The sequence below is a fragment of the Rhodococcus sp. SG20037 genome, assembly GCF_031763325.1.
Taxonomy (GTDB): Bacteria; Actinomycetota; Actinomycetes; order Mycobacteriales; family Mycobacteriaceae; genus Rhodococcus_F; species Rhodococcus_F qingshengii.
Window position 1 is genome coordinate 1,509,615 of the sequence record NZ_CP134497.1, and the last position, 13,396, is coordinate 1,523,010.

Annotated in this window: 12 protein-coding genes; 4 read left to right on the top strand and 8 right to left on the bottom strand. The window is 62.5% G+C overall.

Annotation, left to right across the window (positions count from 1 at the left end):
• Positions 1-103: 103 nt before the first annotated feature.
• Positions 104-604: a flavin reductase family protein gene (locus RHP72_RS07025; protein ID WP_007726733.1), complete on the bottom strand. Its 501-nt coding sequence runs from the start codon at positions 602-604 to the stop codon at positions 104-106.
• Between the two features lie 240 nt (positions 605-844).
• Here RHP72_RS07025 and RHP72_RS07030 point away from each other — a divergent pair, with 240 nt between their 5' ends.
• Entirely contained in the window at positions 845-1,546 is a 702-nt protein-coding gene (locus RHP72_RS07030; protein ID WP_081557518.1) for a PadR family transcriptional regulator, read from the top strand.
• Between the two features lies 1 nt (position 1,547).
• Here RHP72_RS07030 and RHP72_RS07035 read toward each other — a convergent pair whose 3' ends face one another.
• From RHP72_RS07035 to RHP72_RS07055, 5 genes are all read right to left on the bottom strand, one after another.
• Positions 1,548-2,330, bottom strand: coding sequence for an IclR family transcriptional regulator (locus RHP72_RS07035; protein ID WP_007726735.1), 783 nt, complete (start codon positions 2,328-2,330; stop codon positions 1,548-1,550).
• A 210-nt stretch (positions 2,331-2,540) separates the two neighbouring features.
• Positions 2,541-3,452 carry a biphenyl-2,3-diol 1,2-dioxygenase gene (bphC, locus tag RHP72_RS07040; RefSeq protein WP_311094504.1) on the bottom strand — a complete coding sequence of 304 codons (912 nt, stop codon included), beginning with the start codon at positions 3,450-3,452 and terminating at the stop codon, positions 2,541-2,543.
• Between the two features lie 39 nt (positions 3,453-3,491).
• The gene (locus tag RHP72_RS07045) at positions 3,492-4,673 is read right to left on the bottom strand and encodes an acyl-CoA dehydrogenase family protein (RefSeq protein WP_003944352.1); all 1,182 of its coding nucleotides are present in this window, start codon (positions 4,671-4,673) and stop codon (positions 3,492-3,494) included.
• Between the two features lie 51 nt (positions 4,674-4,724).
• Positions 4,725-5,921, bottom strand: coding sequence for a Rieske 2Fe-2S domain-containing protein (locus RHP72_RS07050; protein ID WP_065455982.1), 1,197 nt, complete (start codon positions 5,919-5,921; stop codon positions 4,725-4,727).
• 126 nt (positions 5,922-6,047) lie between these two features.
• Complete coding sequence (locus RHP72_RS07055; protein ID WP_311094506.1) at positions 6,048-6,593, bottom strand: hypothetical protein; 546 nt, start codon at positions 6,591-6,593, stop codon at positions 6,048-6,050.
• Positions 6,594-6,815: 222 nt separating this feature from the next.
• Here RHP72_RS07055 and RHP72_RS07060 point away from each other — a divergent pair, with 222 nt between their 5' ends.
• Positions 6,816-8,390, top strand: a complete 1,575-nt coding sequence (locus tag RHP72_RS07060; RefSeq protein ID WP_039972740.1) for an AMP-binding protein — start codon at positions 6,816-6,818, stop codon at positions 8,388-8,390.
• A gap of 24 nt (positions 8,391-8,414) precedes the next feature.
• Here the strand turns inward: RHP72_RS07060 and RHP72_RS07065 are convergent, their stop codons facing one another.
• Both RHP72_RS07065 and RHP72_RS07070 read right to left on the bottom strand, forming a co-directional pair.
• Positions 8,415-9,098 (bottom strand): response regulator, encoded by a 684-nt coding sequence (locus tag RHP72_RS07065; RefSeq protein WP_042452198.1) that lies wholly within the window; start codon positions 9,096-9,098, stop codon positions 8,415-8,417.
• Positions 9,095-10,627, bottom strand: coding sequence for an ATP-binding protein (locus tag RHP72_RS07070; protein WP_311094507.1), 1,533 nt, complete (start codon positions 10,625-10,627; stop codon positions 9,095-9,097). Before RHP72_RS07070 ends, RHP72_RS07065 begins: the two co-directional genes overlap by 4 nt.
• Positions 10,628-10,902: 275 nt before the next feature.
• On the opposite strand from RHP72_RS07070, the gene RHP72_RS07075 reads away from it, so the two are divergent.
• The gene (locus tag RHP72_RS07075; protein ID WP_397517609.1) at positions 10,903-11,910 is read left to right on the top strand and encodes a Bug family tripartite tricarboxylate transporter substrate binding protein; all 1,008 of its coding nucleotides are present in this window, start codon (positions 10,903-10,905) and stop codon (positions 11,908-11,910) included.
• Positions 11,911-12,004: 94 nt separating this feature from the next.
• Positions 12,005-13,390, top strand: a complete 1,386-nt coding sequence (locus RHP72_RS07080) for a CitMHS family transporter (RefSeq protein ID WP_003944372.1) — start codon at positions 12,005-12,007, stop codon at positions 13,388-13,390.
• The last annotated feature ends 6 nt before the right edge of the window (positions 13,391-13,396 follow it).

The window sequence follows — 13,396 nt, forward strand, 5'->3', positions numbered from 1 at the left end:
CCGATCAGTCGAGAAGTTCAGGGTCTGACAACTACTTCGGACGCTATCGGTGCGGGCTCGATTCGGCGCCGGCATCTCCCACGCAGCGGGACAGCCTGAGCACTCAGGCGTCGAAGCGTCCGAATCCGCCGCGGTAGAACAGAAGCGGACCGTCGTGGCGCAGCACGTTCAGATCGGTGATGCGCGCGACGACGATGGTGTGATCACCGGCGTCGTGCTCCTGCTCGACCGTTGCTTCGATGCGGGCGAGCGCGCCGCTCAGCGCCGGAGCACCGTTGCCGGCGGCATCCCACTCGACGCCGAGGAACTTGTCCGTCCCGCCGCGCGCGAACGCCGAACACATGTCCTGCTGATCGTGGGCGAGAACATTGATGCAGAGAGTTCCCGTTTCGCGAAGCTTCGGCCAACTTGTCGACGTCTTCGCCGGGCAGAACGAGAGCAACGGGGGATCAAGCGATACCGAGACCAGGGACTGGCAGGTGAAACCGAGGGGTGAATTTCCGTCGTGAGCGGTGATGACGGTGACGCCGGTGCAGAAATTGCTCATCACGTTGCGAAGTGTGCGTCCGTCCAGAACTGGCGGCTCGGCGTTTTCCACGGTCATGTCGTCTCCTTGTTCAAATCTTTTGTTCAAAACTCTGCAAACAGCTTCAGAAGCAACGATGTGTGGCGCCGCGGCCGTAATCCAGCGGCAGTCCCACTCAATGGCAGCAATGGCTTCTCGGCACGGGTCAGGACCGACCGAGTGGCAGGTGGAGGGGTTTCGAGCAAATTTGATCCCGCTCAGCGGTCCGTTCGGATTCTACGAAACCAGCAAATGACCAGTGATTGTTAGACTTCGGGCATGTCCGAACCTGATGACGTGTCCCGAGGACTTCCCGCTACCAGCTGGGCAGTGCTCGGGATGCTGACGTTCGGGGAGGAATTGACCGGAAACGATTTGAAGAAGTGGGCTGACTGGAGCGTCGGCTTCTTCTACTGGAGCCCGTCCATCAGCCAGGTGTACGCAGAACTGAAGAAGCTCGAAAGCATCGGGTTCGTGGAGTCCCGGGTCGTCTCCGAACCAGGGGTGCGAGGCAAGCGCCTTTACTCCATTACGCAGTCAGGAACCGACGCCGTCCGGACGTGGTCACGGGAGGCACCGGTGGAAGTTCCGGTGCTCAAGCACGGTGTGATGTTGCGTCTGTGGATGGGACACCTCAACGAGCCCGAGCGACTGAAGGCGCTGGTGGAAGCCCACATCGCCAATGTCGAAGAGCAGATTCGACGCGCGAAACTCCACGCAGATCATGCCGAGAACGAGCCGGCCTGGTCGTTCCCGGTCATGACGTTGCGATGGTCGGAACGGTACTTCCGAGCCGAGATCGAACTTGCTCGCGAACTGCTCGACGACATCGATCGTGCGACCGCCGAGTTCGCGAACGTCGCCGAGCACGACCGACTGGGATCACCGTTGCCCTCGACGCCTGGCAGATGGAAGAACGTCGAGGAGTACGTGTTGGCGCTCGAGCAAGCCGGGCTCACCGGCAACGGTTCGAGTATCTGAGTCAGGCCCCGGCTGCGGTCGGCATGTTGCGCAGCAAATGACGACGTTGCAAAGTCGGAGTGACGCTCAGCGATCCGCCGTCGATGCCTCGCCAAATGGCAGCGGCCGCCATACGGACCGGCGCTGCGCTGACGTGGTCGAGGCGGAGGGCCTTCGACGGCGCGCAGATGGATACCGCGGCGACGGCGCGGCCGATGGGGCCGATCGGTGCCGCAAGACAGCTGAATCCCGGTAGGCCGTTTCCGGATTCGAAGGCCACCCCGGACTCGCGGATTCTGGCGAGGTGGGGCAGTGCGTAGCCCGAGGACTTCGGCGAACCGAACGCGAGCAGTGCCTGACCGATCGCAGTGGTCTCGGCGCGGCGTCGACCACCGACACGCGTCGGCACTGCGGCGGCGAGGCGTCCGCCGATCTTCTCCATGTAGACCACATCGGGCCCGTCGAGGATGCCGAGGTGAACCACGAATCCGGTGACTCGGTAGAGCTCATGGAGAAGGGGCATGGCTGCAGCGTGGAGGCGGTCCTGATGAACCGCGAGCGATCCCAGTTCGACGAGGCGCATACCGAGTTCGTAGTCACGGCCGTCGCGACGCAGCCAACGCATCGAGACAAGACGTTCGAGCATGCGGTGGGCTGACGAGCGGGGAAGGCCCGTGCTCCGAACGACTTGAGCGAGCGTCAACCTGCCGGGACCGTCGAAGGCGTCGAGAACCAGCGAGACGCGATCGAGAATTGCTGTCGGGGCCGAATCGGCGCCTAAAGCATCCACAGCCTGCAGTGTCATCGTGTACCTCACTTCTCTTAGAGCTCCACAACCAGTGAACTGGCTATTTCAATTAGAAATAGTGTCATAGAGTTACGGATTTGTGAAGTGGATCACCGGTCTGTTTTCGGGCGCGTCGCGGTGGAAACGACGAGGGGGTTTGCGCGAATGCTCGCGCAAACCCCCTCGTCGTTTAACTACTGGCAGGTATTACATCGCCACCGGCGGGTACTACATAGCTGCCAGTGGTTCGCTTCCGGACCAGTCGTGGTCCCAGTAGCTGTCAGCGGTGATCTCCTCGGAGGAGTACGAGTCCTGATCCACCCTCGCGCCCTCGGTGCCGAACTCGATGTCCCAGCCGCCGGGTGCGCGGACGTAGAAGGAGATCATCTTGTCGTTGGTGTGACGACCCAGGGTCGACGACACGGAGAATCCATCCTTCATCACGCGGTCGAGTGCCTGGCCGACGGCGTCGAGGGTGTCCACCTCGACCATGATGTGAATCAGGCCGGGTGCGCCGCCGTGCGGTGCCGGGCACAGGGCCAAGCTGTGGTGACGCTCGTTGACGCCCATGAAACGGATTCGCAGCGGCCCGAATTCAGGCGGGGCCGGCAGGCGGAAGGCGCCGCGCGGGTAGAAGCCGAGCACCTCGGTGTAGAAGTCGAAGCTCGCAGCACTGTCCATGACGGGGAGTACGACGTGGCCGAGACCCTGTGAGCCGGTGACGAATCGAGCGCCGAAGGGCGTCACCACGGGGCTGTGGTCGAGGATCGCTCCGTGGAAGACCTCGATGGCTGCTCCGCCGGGATCGGTGAAGGCGATGACCTCTTCGACCCGTCGAGCATCTGCTTCGGCGAGCGAAAGCTGCTCGACCTCGGTGCCGTTCTTTTCGAGTGCTTCTTGAACGCGGCGCAGTGCGGCGTGGTCGGCGACCTCCCAACCGATGTTGACGATCTCGTCGCGCTCACCCTCGACGACGACGATGCGAGCAGCACGCTCGTCGAGTCGTAGGTAGAGCGCGTTCTCGTCCGGCCCACTGCCCTTGGCGAAGCCGAGGACGTCGAAAGCGAAAGTGCGCCAACGTGCCATGTCGTTGGTCGAGATCTTGACGTAGCCAAGTCCCTTGATGTCGGTGCGTGTCATCGTGTCTTTTTCCTGTCGATTTCTTGTGTCGAAGTCTGATCAGATCATCGCCCGCAGCGGACCCTGCGGGTCTGCGCCGAGACGGCTCAGTGATGCGGCGTGGAAAACGGTGCTCGGCACGTGAATTGCGTGATGCTGTCCAGCATGAGCATCGCGCCAGAATCGCTGAAGCGGCTTGTCCATCCGCAATGCGTTGCCACCGCAGCGTGGGTAGACCTGATCGATTGCGTTGACGGCGCGCCAGGCGGCCTGTACCTGAGTCTGACGCCCCTCCGCGCGCTGCTCGAAGGTCACTTCCTTGCCAGCGTCCACTCGATCCCACATGCGGTCGACGTTGGCAAGCAGGGTGTCGCGCGCAGCCCGGATGTCGGCGGTTGCCTGACCGATGGCGAACAAGGTGTACGGGTCGTCCTTGATCGCCGTGCCCTGCGCGTTGATGCGATCGGCTTGGTACTCGTTGGCGTGGAAGAGCATTCCCTCGCAGATGCCGATCGTGGCGGCGGTGATTCCGAGGGGGAAAATGTTCGACCACGGCATGAGGTACAGCGTCTCGGTGCGCCCGTACTTGCGCACTGCCGTGCCGTCGATGACCTCGTCGCAGTCCATGACGCGGTAATCGGGGACATACGCATCCTTCACTACGAGATCCTTGGAGCCGGTGCCGCGAAGTCCCATGACATCCCACGAGTCTTCGATGATCTCGTAGTCGGTGCGCGGAATGATCACATGGAGCATGCGCGGCGGCATCTCCATGTTGCCGTCCTTGTCACACGCCATCGCGCCGAGGAATGCCCAGTCGCAATGGTCGGTACCGGAGGAGAACTGCCAGCGGCCGGAGAACTTGTAGCCGCCGTCGGTGGGGATACACATTCCGCCGGGCATGTACGGCGATGCCATCCAGGTGTCGGGATCGGATCCCCAGATCTCCTGCTGCACCTTGGGATCCGCGAACGCGAGTTGCCACGGGTGAACTCCGACGATCCCGTGGACCCAGCCGGCCGACGGGTTCAGTGAAGCCATGCGCATGACGGTTTCGGCGAATTCGCGCGGATGCGCCTCCATGCCGCCATGCTCCTTGGGCTGCAGCATGCGGATGGAACCGATTGCCTTCATCTTCTTGGCGGTGTCGTCGGCCACCCGGCCGATCCGCTCGGCCTCGATGCCTTCGGCGAAGATGTCGTCGGCCATCGCGTTGATCTGTTCGAGCACTTCGTACGTCATGTTGTTCCTTGCATCCAGTCTGGTTGTCTCAGCAGTGTTTTCGACTGCGGATCAGGAGGTTGTCTCGAGTGCCTGGGCGTCGCGTGCGGCAACGTTTTCGGCGACTTCCCGCTTCCAGCTCTCCACTGCGCGGGTGGTGTCGATCTCGAATTCGAAGCGCTTCGTCATGTCTTCCGTGACATTCTCGACGTCGGTGTAGAACTGGTTGTACCAGCGACGCAACTGGTAAACCGGGCCGTCCTCCTCGGAGAGCAGGGGGTTGTCGATCGGAGCTTTGTTCTTCCAGATCTCCACGTCCTGAAGGAATCCCATCTCGACGCCCTCGGTGAACTGCGCGGCCATCGCGGCAGTGGACTCGTCGTCCATACCGGGTAGCTTCTTGACCATCGCGCCGTACTGCAGGACGAACGCATTGTTCGAGATCGGGTAGTGGCAGTTGATCAGGACGGTCTCGATGATCTGCCCGTTGGCTTCGCTCTTGATCCAGTCGATCATGTAAGACGGTCCGAAATATGAAGCATCCGAACGGAGCACAGCGTTGGGATCGCCGTAGTTGGTGCCGCTGATGACGTCCTCACGTCCCACCGATTCCATGTACTGGCTCGCGACATGACCTTCGAAGATGTTCTTGAAGTACTTGGGGAACGAGTAGTGAACGTAGAAGAAGTGGGCCATGTCCACGACGTTGTCGACGATCTCGCGGCAATGAGAGCCTTCGATGGTGAGCGTGTTCCAGCTCCAGTCGCTCCACTCATCGCTTCCGAAGCCCTCGATGTCGGGGATCGTGACCTCGGCGGGCGGGGGATTTCCCTGGGGATCGTGCCAGACGAACAGCTGACCGTTCTTCTCGAGAGTGATCCATGCCCGCGTCTTGGCCAGCGGCGGAACGCGTCGTGCGTAGGGGATCGCCGTACATTTTCCGTTACCGCTCCAACGCCAGTCGTGGAACGGGCAGGCGATCGAATCGCCCTTGACGGTTCCGTGAGCGAGGTTGCCACCCATGTGGCGGCAGTAGGCGTCGAGAATCTTGATGTCGCCCTTGCTGTCGGCGAAGACGACAAGGCTGGTGCCGAATGCCTCGATCTGGTGGGGCTGACCGTCGCGATAGGTATTGCTCAGTCCGAGGCAGTGCCATCCACGTGCGAACCGTGCGGGAGGCGCTGCCGCTTCGATTTCTCGAATTTCCTCGCCGGCGCCCGTCTGCGTCGGGGTGTCCGTAGTGGTGAGTGGGCCGGTTCCGAGTGCCATGTCTTCCTCCGAGCCGCGTCTTGCGACGCTCCAGTGATGTGATCCGTCTCATACAACGACGAAGCGTCCGCTGGAGATACGGCAGTTCCCGCTGGATGGAACGCCTACTCGGTGACCTGCAGAGATTCAGCTCGCGAGTGTCGCCACATCGTCGATCGCGTAAGTCGCCCAGGCCCGGGCAGTGACGACCCCAGCGGGATCGGTGGCGACCAGAGCTACGTCGGCCACGCTCTCGTGGTCCTTCTCGTACGTCGCGAGCACTGTCACGGAGCAGTGCAGATCTGTTCCCGTGGAAGTCGCGGTGGAACGTCCGCGGAAGCGTCGTAGTGACGCCGAGCCGTAACGACGAGCAGCGAAATCAGCAAGGGCGGCAACGGAATCGGTTCCGGTGCCCGCTGTCGGGACTTCCCGGACGAAGACCTCGGCCACCAGATGTCCGGTCTGGTCGTGGTATTCGGTGATCCGCTCGAGTGTCGAACTCAACGCCCTCACGGATCCGGTGAGCAGTGCGCCGGGATCGGGGCGTCCGAAGAACACGACGTCCTGCTCGACGACGGCCCCGTCGGGTGCCGAGCACACGGTGCCGTACAACGAGTCGAAATCGGAGAGGAGCGTGGTGGCAGTACGCGGAGCAGTTGCCGTGAAGTGGGCGGTACCGAGGTTGGTAGTCATGACACTCTCCGTTGGACGCGACCGAGACGCTGTCGTCTCGGTGGGTACATCGACGCTAACCACCGCTCTCGCGGGTGACGACGGGCTTCCCGCTGATCGGGAGCATTCTCGGATTCGATCGAAGAGGTGGAACCTGTTCCAGTTTTGTGCAATTCTGGATATCGTATCCGTGACCGGGAGCACATCTCGATGACTGCACGCGCCGAGCAGAAGGAAGACCAGATGACAGACGAGTTCGCTGACCTGCACCGACCGGTATACGGTCCGGACCTGCTCATCACCGCTCTGGAACGCAATCACGACAAGCCCGCGCTGTACCTCGGCGACGTGATCCTCACCGGCGGTCAGATGCGCGATCAGATCAGCTGCTTCGCCCAGGCGCTCGCGTCTTTGGGAATCACTCAGGGCACCAGCACCGCGATGCTGTCGAAGAATCGCCCCGAGGTTCTGATCAGTATGGGCGCGACCATGATCACCGGCTGCCGGGCGAGCGCCTTGAACCCGATGGGATCGCTCGACGACCACAAGTACATCGTCGACGACGCCGAGATCGAGACGCTGATCTTCGATCCCAATGCCTTCGAAGAGCGTGCCGCCGAGTTGAAGGCGTCGTCACCCTCGTTGACCAACGTGCTCTCGATGGGGCCGTCCGAGGTGGGAATCGACATCCTCGCGCTGGCTGCCACGTTCGAGCCCGCGCCGCTGAAGGCAGCGCACGTCGACGCCGAAGACGCCAGCAGCATGGTTTACACCGGTGGAACGACCGGCAAGCCCAAAGGTGTTGTCGGATCCTTCCGTTCGGGTGCTGCGCTCAATCAGATCCAGATGTCGGAGTGGCAGTGGCCCGAGGACAACCGCTTCCTCATCTGCACGCCACTCTCACACGCAGGTGCAGCGTTCTTCATCCCGACCTTGCTGCGCGGCGGTGCGTTGATCGTCCTGCCTGCCTTCGAGCCAGGTGCTGTGCTCGAAGCGATCGAGAAGCACAAGATCACGGCAACCATGTTGGTGCCCACCATGATCTACATGCTCATGGACCACCCCGATCTGCCCAAGCGGGACGTCTCGAGTTTGCAGACGCTGTTTTACGGAGCGTCCGCGATGTCTCCCGCCAGACTGCAGGAGGGCATCAAGAAGTTCGGTCAGATCTTCTTCCAGTTCTACGGTCAGACCGAGTGCGGCATGACTATCTCGGTGCTGCGCAAGGAAGAACACCTCGCCGACGATCCGGCCCGCCTCGCCACGTGTGGGCGTCCGGTGCCGTGGCTCGACGTCCGGTTGCTCGACGACGACCTCAACGAGGTGCCGCAGGGAGAACTCGGTGAGATCTGCGTCCGTGGCCCGCTGATCATGAAGGGCTACTGGAAGAAGCCGGCCGAAACCGCCGAGGCGTTCCGGGGTGGTTGGCTGCACACCGGCGACATCGCGCGCAAGGACAAGGACGGGTTCATGTCCATCGTCGATCGCAAGAAGGACATGATCGTGACCGGTGGTTTCAACGTGTTCCCCCGCGAAATCGAAGACGTGATCTCGGCGCATCCGTCCGTCGCGTCGGTGGCGGTAGTCGGTGTGCCGGACGACAAGTGGGGCGAAGCCGTCAAGGCCTGTGTCGTACTTCGTGCCGGACTGACCGTCGACACCGAGGAACTGGTCGACAAGGTGAAGGCAGCCAAGGGTTCGGTTCACGCTCCCAAGAGCATCGACTTCGTGGAATCACTCCCGCTGACACCGCTGGGCAAGCTGGACAAGAAGGCGCTGCGCGCGCGGTACTGGGAGACCAGCGCCCGCGCGGTCTAGGAACCAGCGTCGTGTAGCGAAGGGTCAGCGTTTCCAGACGTAACGACGTTCCGGGCGGCCCACCACTCCGTATTTCAGCGAAGTGGTGGACCGCCCGGTTTCGTAGAGGTATTCGAGGTAGCGCCTCGCGCTCGCGCGTGAGATGCCGACCCTCTCGGAAATATCTGTGGCCGAGGCGGGTTCGGTTTCGTCTCGTAGTGCTGCCTCGACCAGCTGAAGGGTCTCAGGACTGAGTCCTTTGGGCAAACCTTTGTGGGACGACGCCCCGGGCGCGCCACCTGCCACACCGAAGGCCTCGTCCACTGCTGTCTGTTCTGCTTCGCCGGAGCTGTCGAGATTCGCATATGTCGATCGGTACCGCTCGAGACGCTCACGGAGAACCTCGAACGTGAAGGGCTTCATCAGGTAATGCACGACGCCGCTGCGCAGCGCTTTCTTGACCGAGCCGGCCTCACGCTCACTAGTGATGACAAGAACATCCAGCTCCGGTGCCAGCTCGCGAAACGGGGCGATCAGATCGAGTCCGGTGGTGCCGGGCAGGTGGACGTCGAGAAGAACCAGGTCGGGTTGCAACTCACCGACTGCGGCCAGTGCGGTCTCGGCCGAATGGGCAACGCCGCACACTTCGAAACCGTCTATCCGTGAGACGAATCCGCTGTGCACCTTCGCCACCATGAAGTCGTCGTCGACCACCAGTACCCGGATCATGCGCCCTCTCCGTCGTGTAGGACTGCGCTGAAGACAGTCCACTCGATGTCCTCTGCCGAACGAGTGCTCACGGTGACGTCGCCGCCCCGCCGACGACACGTCAGGCGCACCAGCGCCAAACCGAAACCGTGTCCGTCGCTCGATTGTCCCTTGGTGCTCCAACCCTGGCCGAACACCCTGTCGCGATTCTCCGGCGCGATACCGGGGCCGGCGTCCTCGACCCGAACTTCGACCGCGGTGCCACGGCCCCGAATCGACAACCGAACCTTGCGGCGCGAGGCTTCCGGCATCTCGCCGACGGCGTCGATGGCATTGTCGACGAGGTTTCCGACCACTGTCACGAGATCTCGTCCGAGTCTGCGGTCCACCGTCTCCAGATGTGTGTCCGCCGCCAGCTCGACCGTGACCAACCCCTGTGCAGCAGCACCTATCTTGGCGATCACGAGTGCGGCGGTGCCGACGTCGGCGATCTTCTCGGTCACGGTCGCGCTGACCTGCGCGCGCTCCATGGTCAGACCCTCGACGTAGCCGACCACCTCGTCGTATTCGCCGAGCTGGATGAGGCCGGAGATGGTGTGCAGTTGATTGTCGAACTCGTGGATGTGGGCGCGTAGTGCGTCGGTGCTGGTTTTGGTCACGTCGAGTTCTTCTTCCACGGAGCGCAATTCGGTGCGGTCGCGGAAAGTGGTGACCGACCCGATGGTGCGGCCTTTCGATTCGATCAAGACGGTGTTGAGGACGAGCAGGCGATCGCCGACAAGAACCAACTGATCGGATTCGGTTGTGCCGGAGGTCAGTACACTCTGGAGGCGGTCGTCGAGACCGAGGTCCCGCACCGATCTACCGGCGCTGCCGCGTGGGATGTCGAGGAGTTGGTGGGCACTGTCGCTCATCAGCACCACCTTTCCCTGCGCGTCGAATGCGATGACGCCTTCCTTGAGACCGCGCAGCATTGCTTCACGTTGGCGAACCAGGTCCAGGATCTCGCCGGCTTCCATGCCGAGGGTTTGCCGTTTTACCCTGCGGGCCAACAGGATCGAACCGACGCCGCCGAGAAGGGATGCCACCGCGAGGTATACCAGGAGATTCGGTGCAGACTGCAGCAGCCGTGTCCAGATCGAGGGGTACTCGATGCCGACGATCGCGGTTCCGGTAATCGCTCCTTCGCTGCCGAGAATCGGAACGTGCGCCTCCACGGCCTTGCCGGAGGGCGTGTCGACCAAACCCGTCCACGACCGATCCTCCGTCTGACGTGCGTCGATGCCGACATCACCGGGACGCGTCGAAATGACGACACTGCCGTCGGCGTCGGCAAGCGAGACGTAGGTGACGCCCGAGATGGCGCGTACCGAGTCGACCGAACCTTGTAGTCCGGAGCGGAGGCGGGTCTGCGCCTGGGGGAGTAGCTCGCGTACTGCCGGATTGGCTGCGAGCGATTCCGCTGGCGAGTGCGCGACGTCCCTCCTCGCGTTGGAAACTCGCGGACGACTGCGCGAGGGAGAGGGCGGTGACGCACACGAGAACTGCAACGACGATCAGAAGTTGCAGTTCGAGAAGTTGTGTCGCCAGAGTGTGCCGGCGGCGAAACAGCCGGGCAAACAGAGACGACTTGCTCTCTCGCTCCGCCTGCTCGTTTCCTGAGGACACCAGCCAGACCCTAGCCTTCAGTTCGATGCCGGGAAAGCGGCCGTTCGTGAGCACAATGAGCACAAATCAATTTGCTTTCCCAATGGTGACCCCAGTCACAAAGTGCGTCAGTATGAAACCTGTTCACACATCGGTACCGGCAGACAAGGACGAAGCCATGAGCACATCGAAGGGGCTGAGCAGGCATATCGCCCTGCTCGGTGCCTGCGCGATGACTCTCGTGCTCTCGACCGGATGCACTCCGGTCGAGTCCTTCTTCGCCGGTGGCCGAGCGGGTGAGAGTTCCGAAGAACTGCGCGTACTGGTGCCCTCGGTGGCCGGTGGTGGTTACGACCTGACCGCCCGGACCATGGTGCAAGCACTGGCCGACGAAGGGACCGTCGACGCCGACGTCGTTGTGCTGCCCGGATCGGGCGGCATCGTCGGACTCAACCGGTTGGCTCTCGAAAGCGGGAATCCCGACCTACTCATGGTCATGGGGCTCGGAGTTCTCGGTTCGCTCGAGATACTGCCGTCCGAGCACACACTTGCCGACGTGACACCGATTGCGAGACTCGTCGAAGAACCGGAAGCGCTACTGGTTCCAGCAGATTCACCGTACAAAACTCTCGCCGATCTGACGCAGGCCTGGGTGGCGGATCCGTCGTCGATCTCGATCGGCGGTGGTTCGAGTGAAGGTGGACCGGACGGGTTGTTCCGCCTTCTGTTCGCACGGGCGGTCGGCGTCGATCCGTCGCGCTCCCCGTACCGCATCTACGACGGCGGCGGCGAACTGCTTCCCGCACTGCTCACGAGGCAGGTCGACGTAGCCGCCACCGGTATCGGTGAGTACCTCGATCAGATTGCGGCAGGCACGGTTCGGGTCCTTGCGGTCAGTTCGCCGGCCCGTACCCCGGCGGTGGATGCGCCCACGATGGCGGAGTCTGGCGTCGACGTCACGTTCACCAATTGGCGCGGCCTCATGGCGCCGCCGGGCCTGACGGACGATCAGCGTCAGCACTTGCAGAATTTGGTGCGGGATCTGGCGGCAAGTCCGCGCTGGAACGAGCTGTCTCGCCGAAACGGTTGGAACAGTGCAGTTCTCGCCGAACCCGAGTTCTCCGCATTCCTCACCGATCAATCCCGGTTCGTCGACGCAACACTCGATCCGCCCGGCATCAACTGAGCACTACCGAAGTTTCGTTTCACCTCCACGAAGGTCACCGGCTCGATTTGCCGTGCCGTTTTTTCTCGGCAATTCAGCACTAAAGGAGTTCATCATGCTCGTCACACTCGGCTTCCTCATGGTTGCGGTGTTCATGTTCCTGATTCTCACCAAACGCGCGACCCCGGTGGTGGGACTGACTCTGGTTCCGGTGGCCTTCGGACTACTTGCCGGGGCCGGCCTCGGAATCGGCGACATGATCACCGACGGCATCAAGTCGCTCGCACCCACCGCGGCGCTGTTGTTCTTCGCGATCATCTTCTTCGGAATCATGATCGACGTCGGCCTCTTCGATCCGCTGGTCAAGCTCATCCTGCGGATGGTGCGAGACGATCCGATGAGGCTCGTGGTCGGAACCGCAGTGCTCGCGATGGTGGTCTCGCTGGACGGAGACGGTTCGACGACCTTCATCATCGTGACCTCGGCGCTGCTTCCGCTCTACCTCAAACTCGGTGTCAGTCCCGTCGTTCTGACGGTGATCGCCGGCCTGTCCAACGCGACGATGAACATCATTCCGTGGGGCGGCCCGACCGTCCGGGCCGCGAGCGCGCTGGGACTCTCACCCTCCGACGTGTTCGTGCCGATGGTGCCGTCGTTGATCGTCGGCCTGATCATGGTGCTCGGATTCGCGATTCACCTCGGGATCATGGAGCGCCGCAGGATCGGGACTTTGGTCCTGACTTCTGAGCGCATCCTCGAAAAGGTCGGAAACGGTGGAAGTTCCAGCACCGGTAGCGCCGGCACCGGCGGCTCGAACGACTCCGAGGACGACGGCGGCGACACCGGACGATTCATCGACGGCCTCGACCCCAAGCGGGACACCTTGCGGCCGAAATTGCTCTGGTTCAACGCTGCGCTGACGACGATCCTTCTCGTCGTACTCGTGATGGACATCCTGCCCATCCCGGTGCTGTTCATGATCGCGTCGTCGATCGCCCTCGCGGTGAACTTCCCGGCGGTCAAGGATCAGGGTGAAGCAATCGCACGCCATTCGTCGAGCATCGTCTCGGTGGTCGCGATGGTGCTGGCAGCAGCGGTGCTGACCGGCGTTTTCCAGGGAACCGGCATGGTCGAGGCGATGGCAGAGTGGCTGCTTCAGGTCATCCCCGACGCGATGGGCCCGCACCTCGCCGTCATCACGGGCGTCCTGAGTATCCCGCTCACGTTCTTCATGACCAACGACGCGTTCTACTTCGGTGTGCTGCCGGTGCTGTCCGAGACTGCAGCGCAGTACGGCATCGAGCCGGTGGAGATGGCGCGCGCCTCGATCACCGGGCAGGCCGTGCACATGCAGAGCCCGCTGGTCCCGGCGATCCTGCTACTGGTCACACTCGCCGGTGTTTCTCTGGCGGATCACCACAAGAAGGTTCTGTGGCGAGCGGGCCTGATCTCGATCACGATGCTCGTGGTCGGCGTCGGATTGGGGCAGATCCCCTTCTGAGCGCGA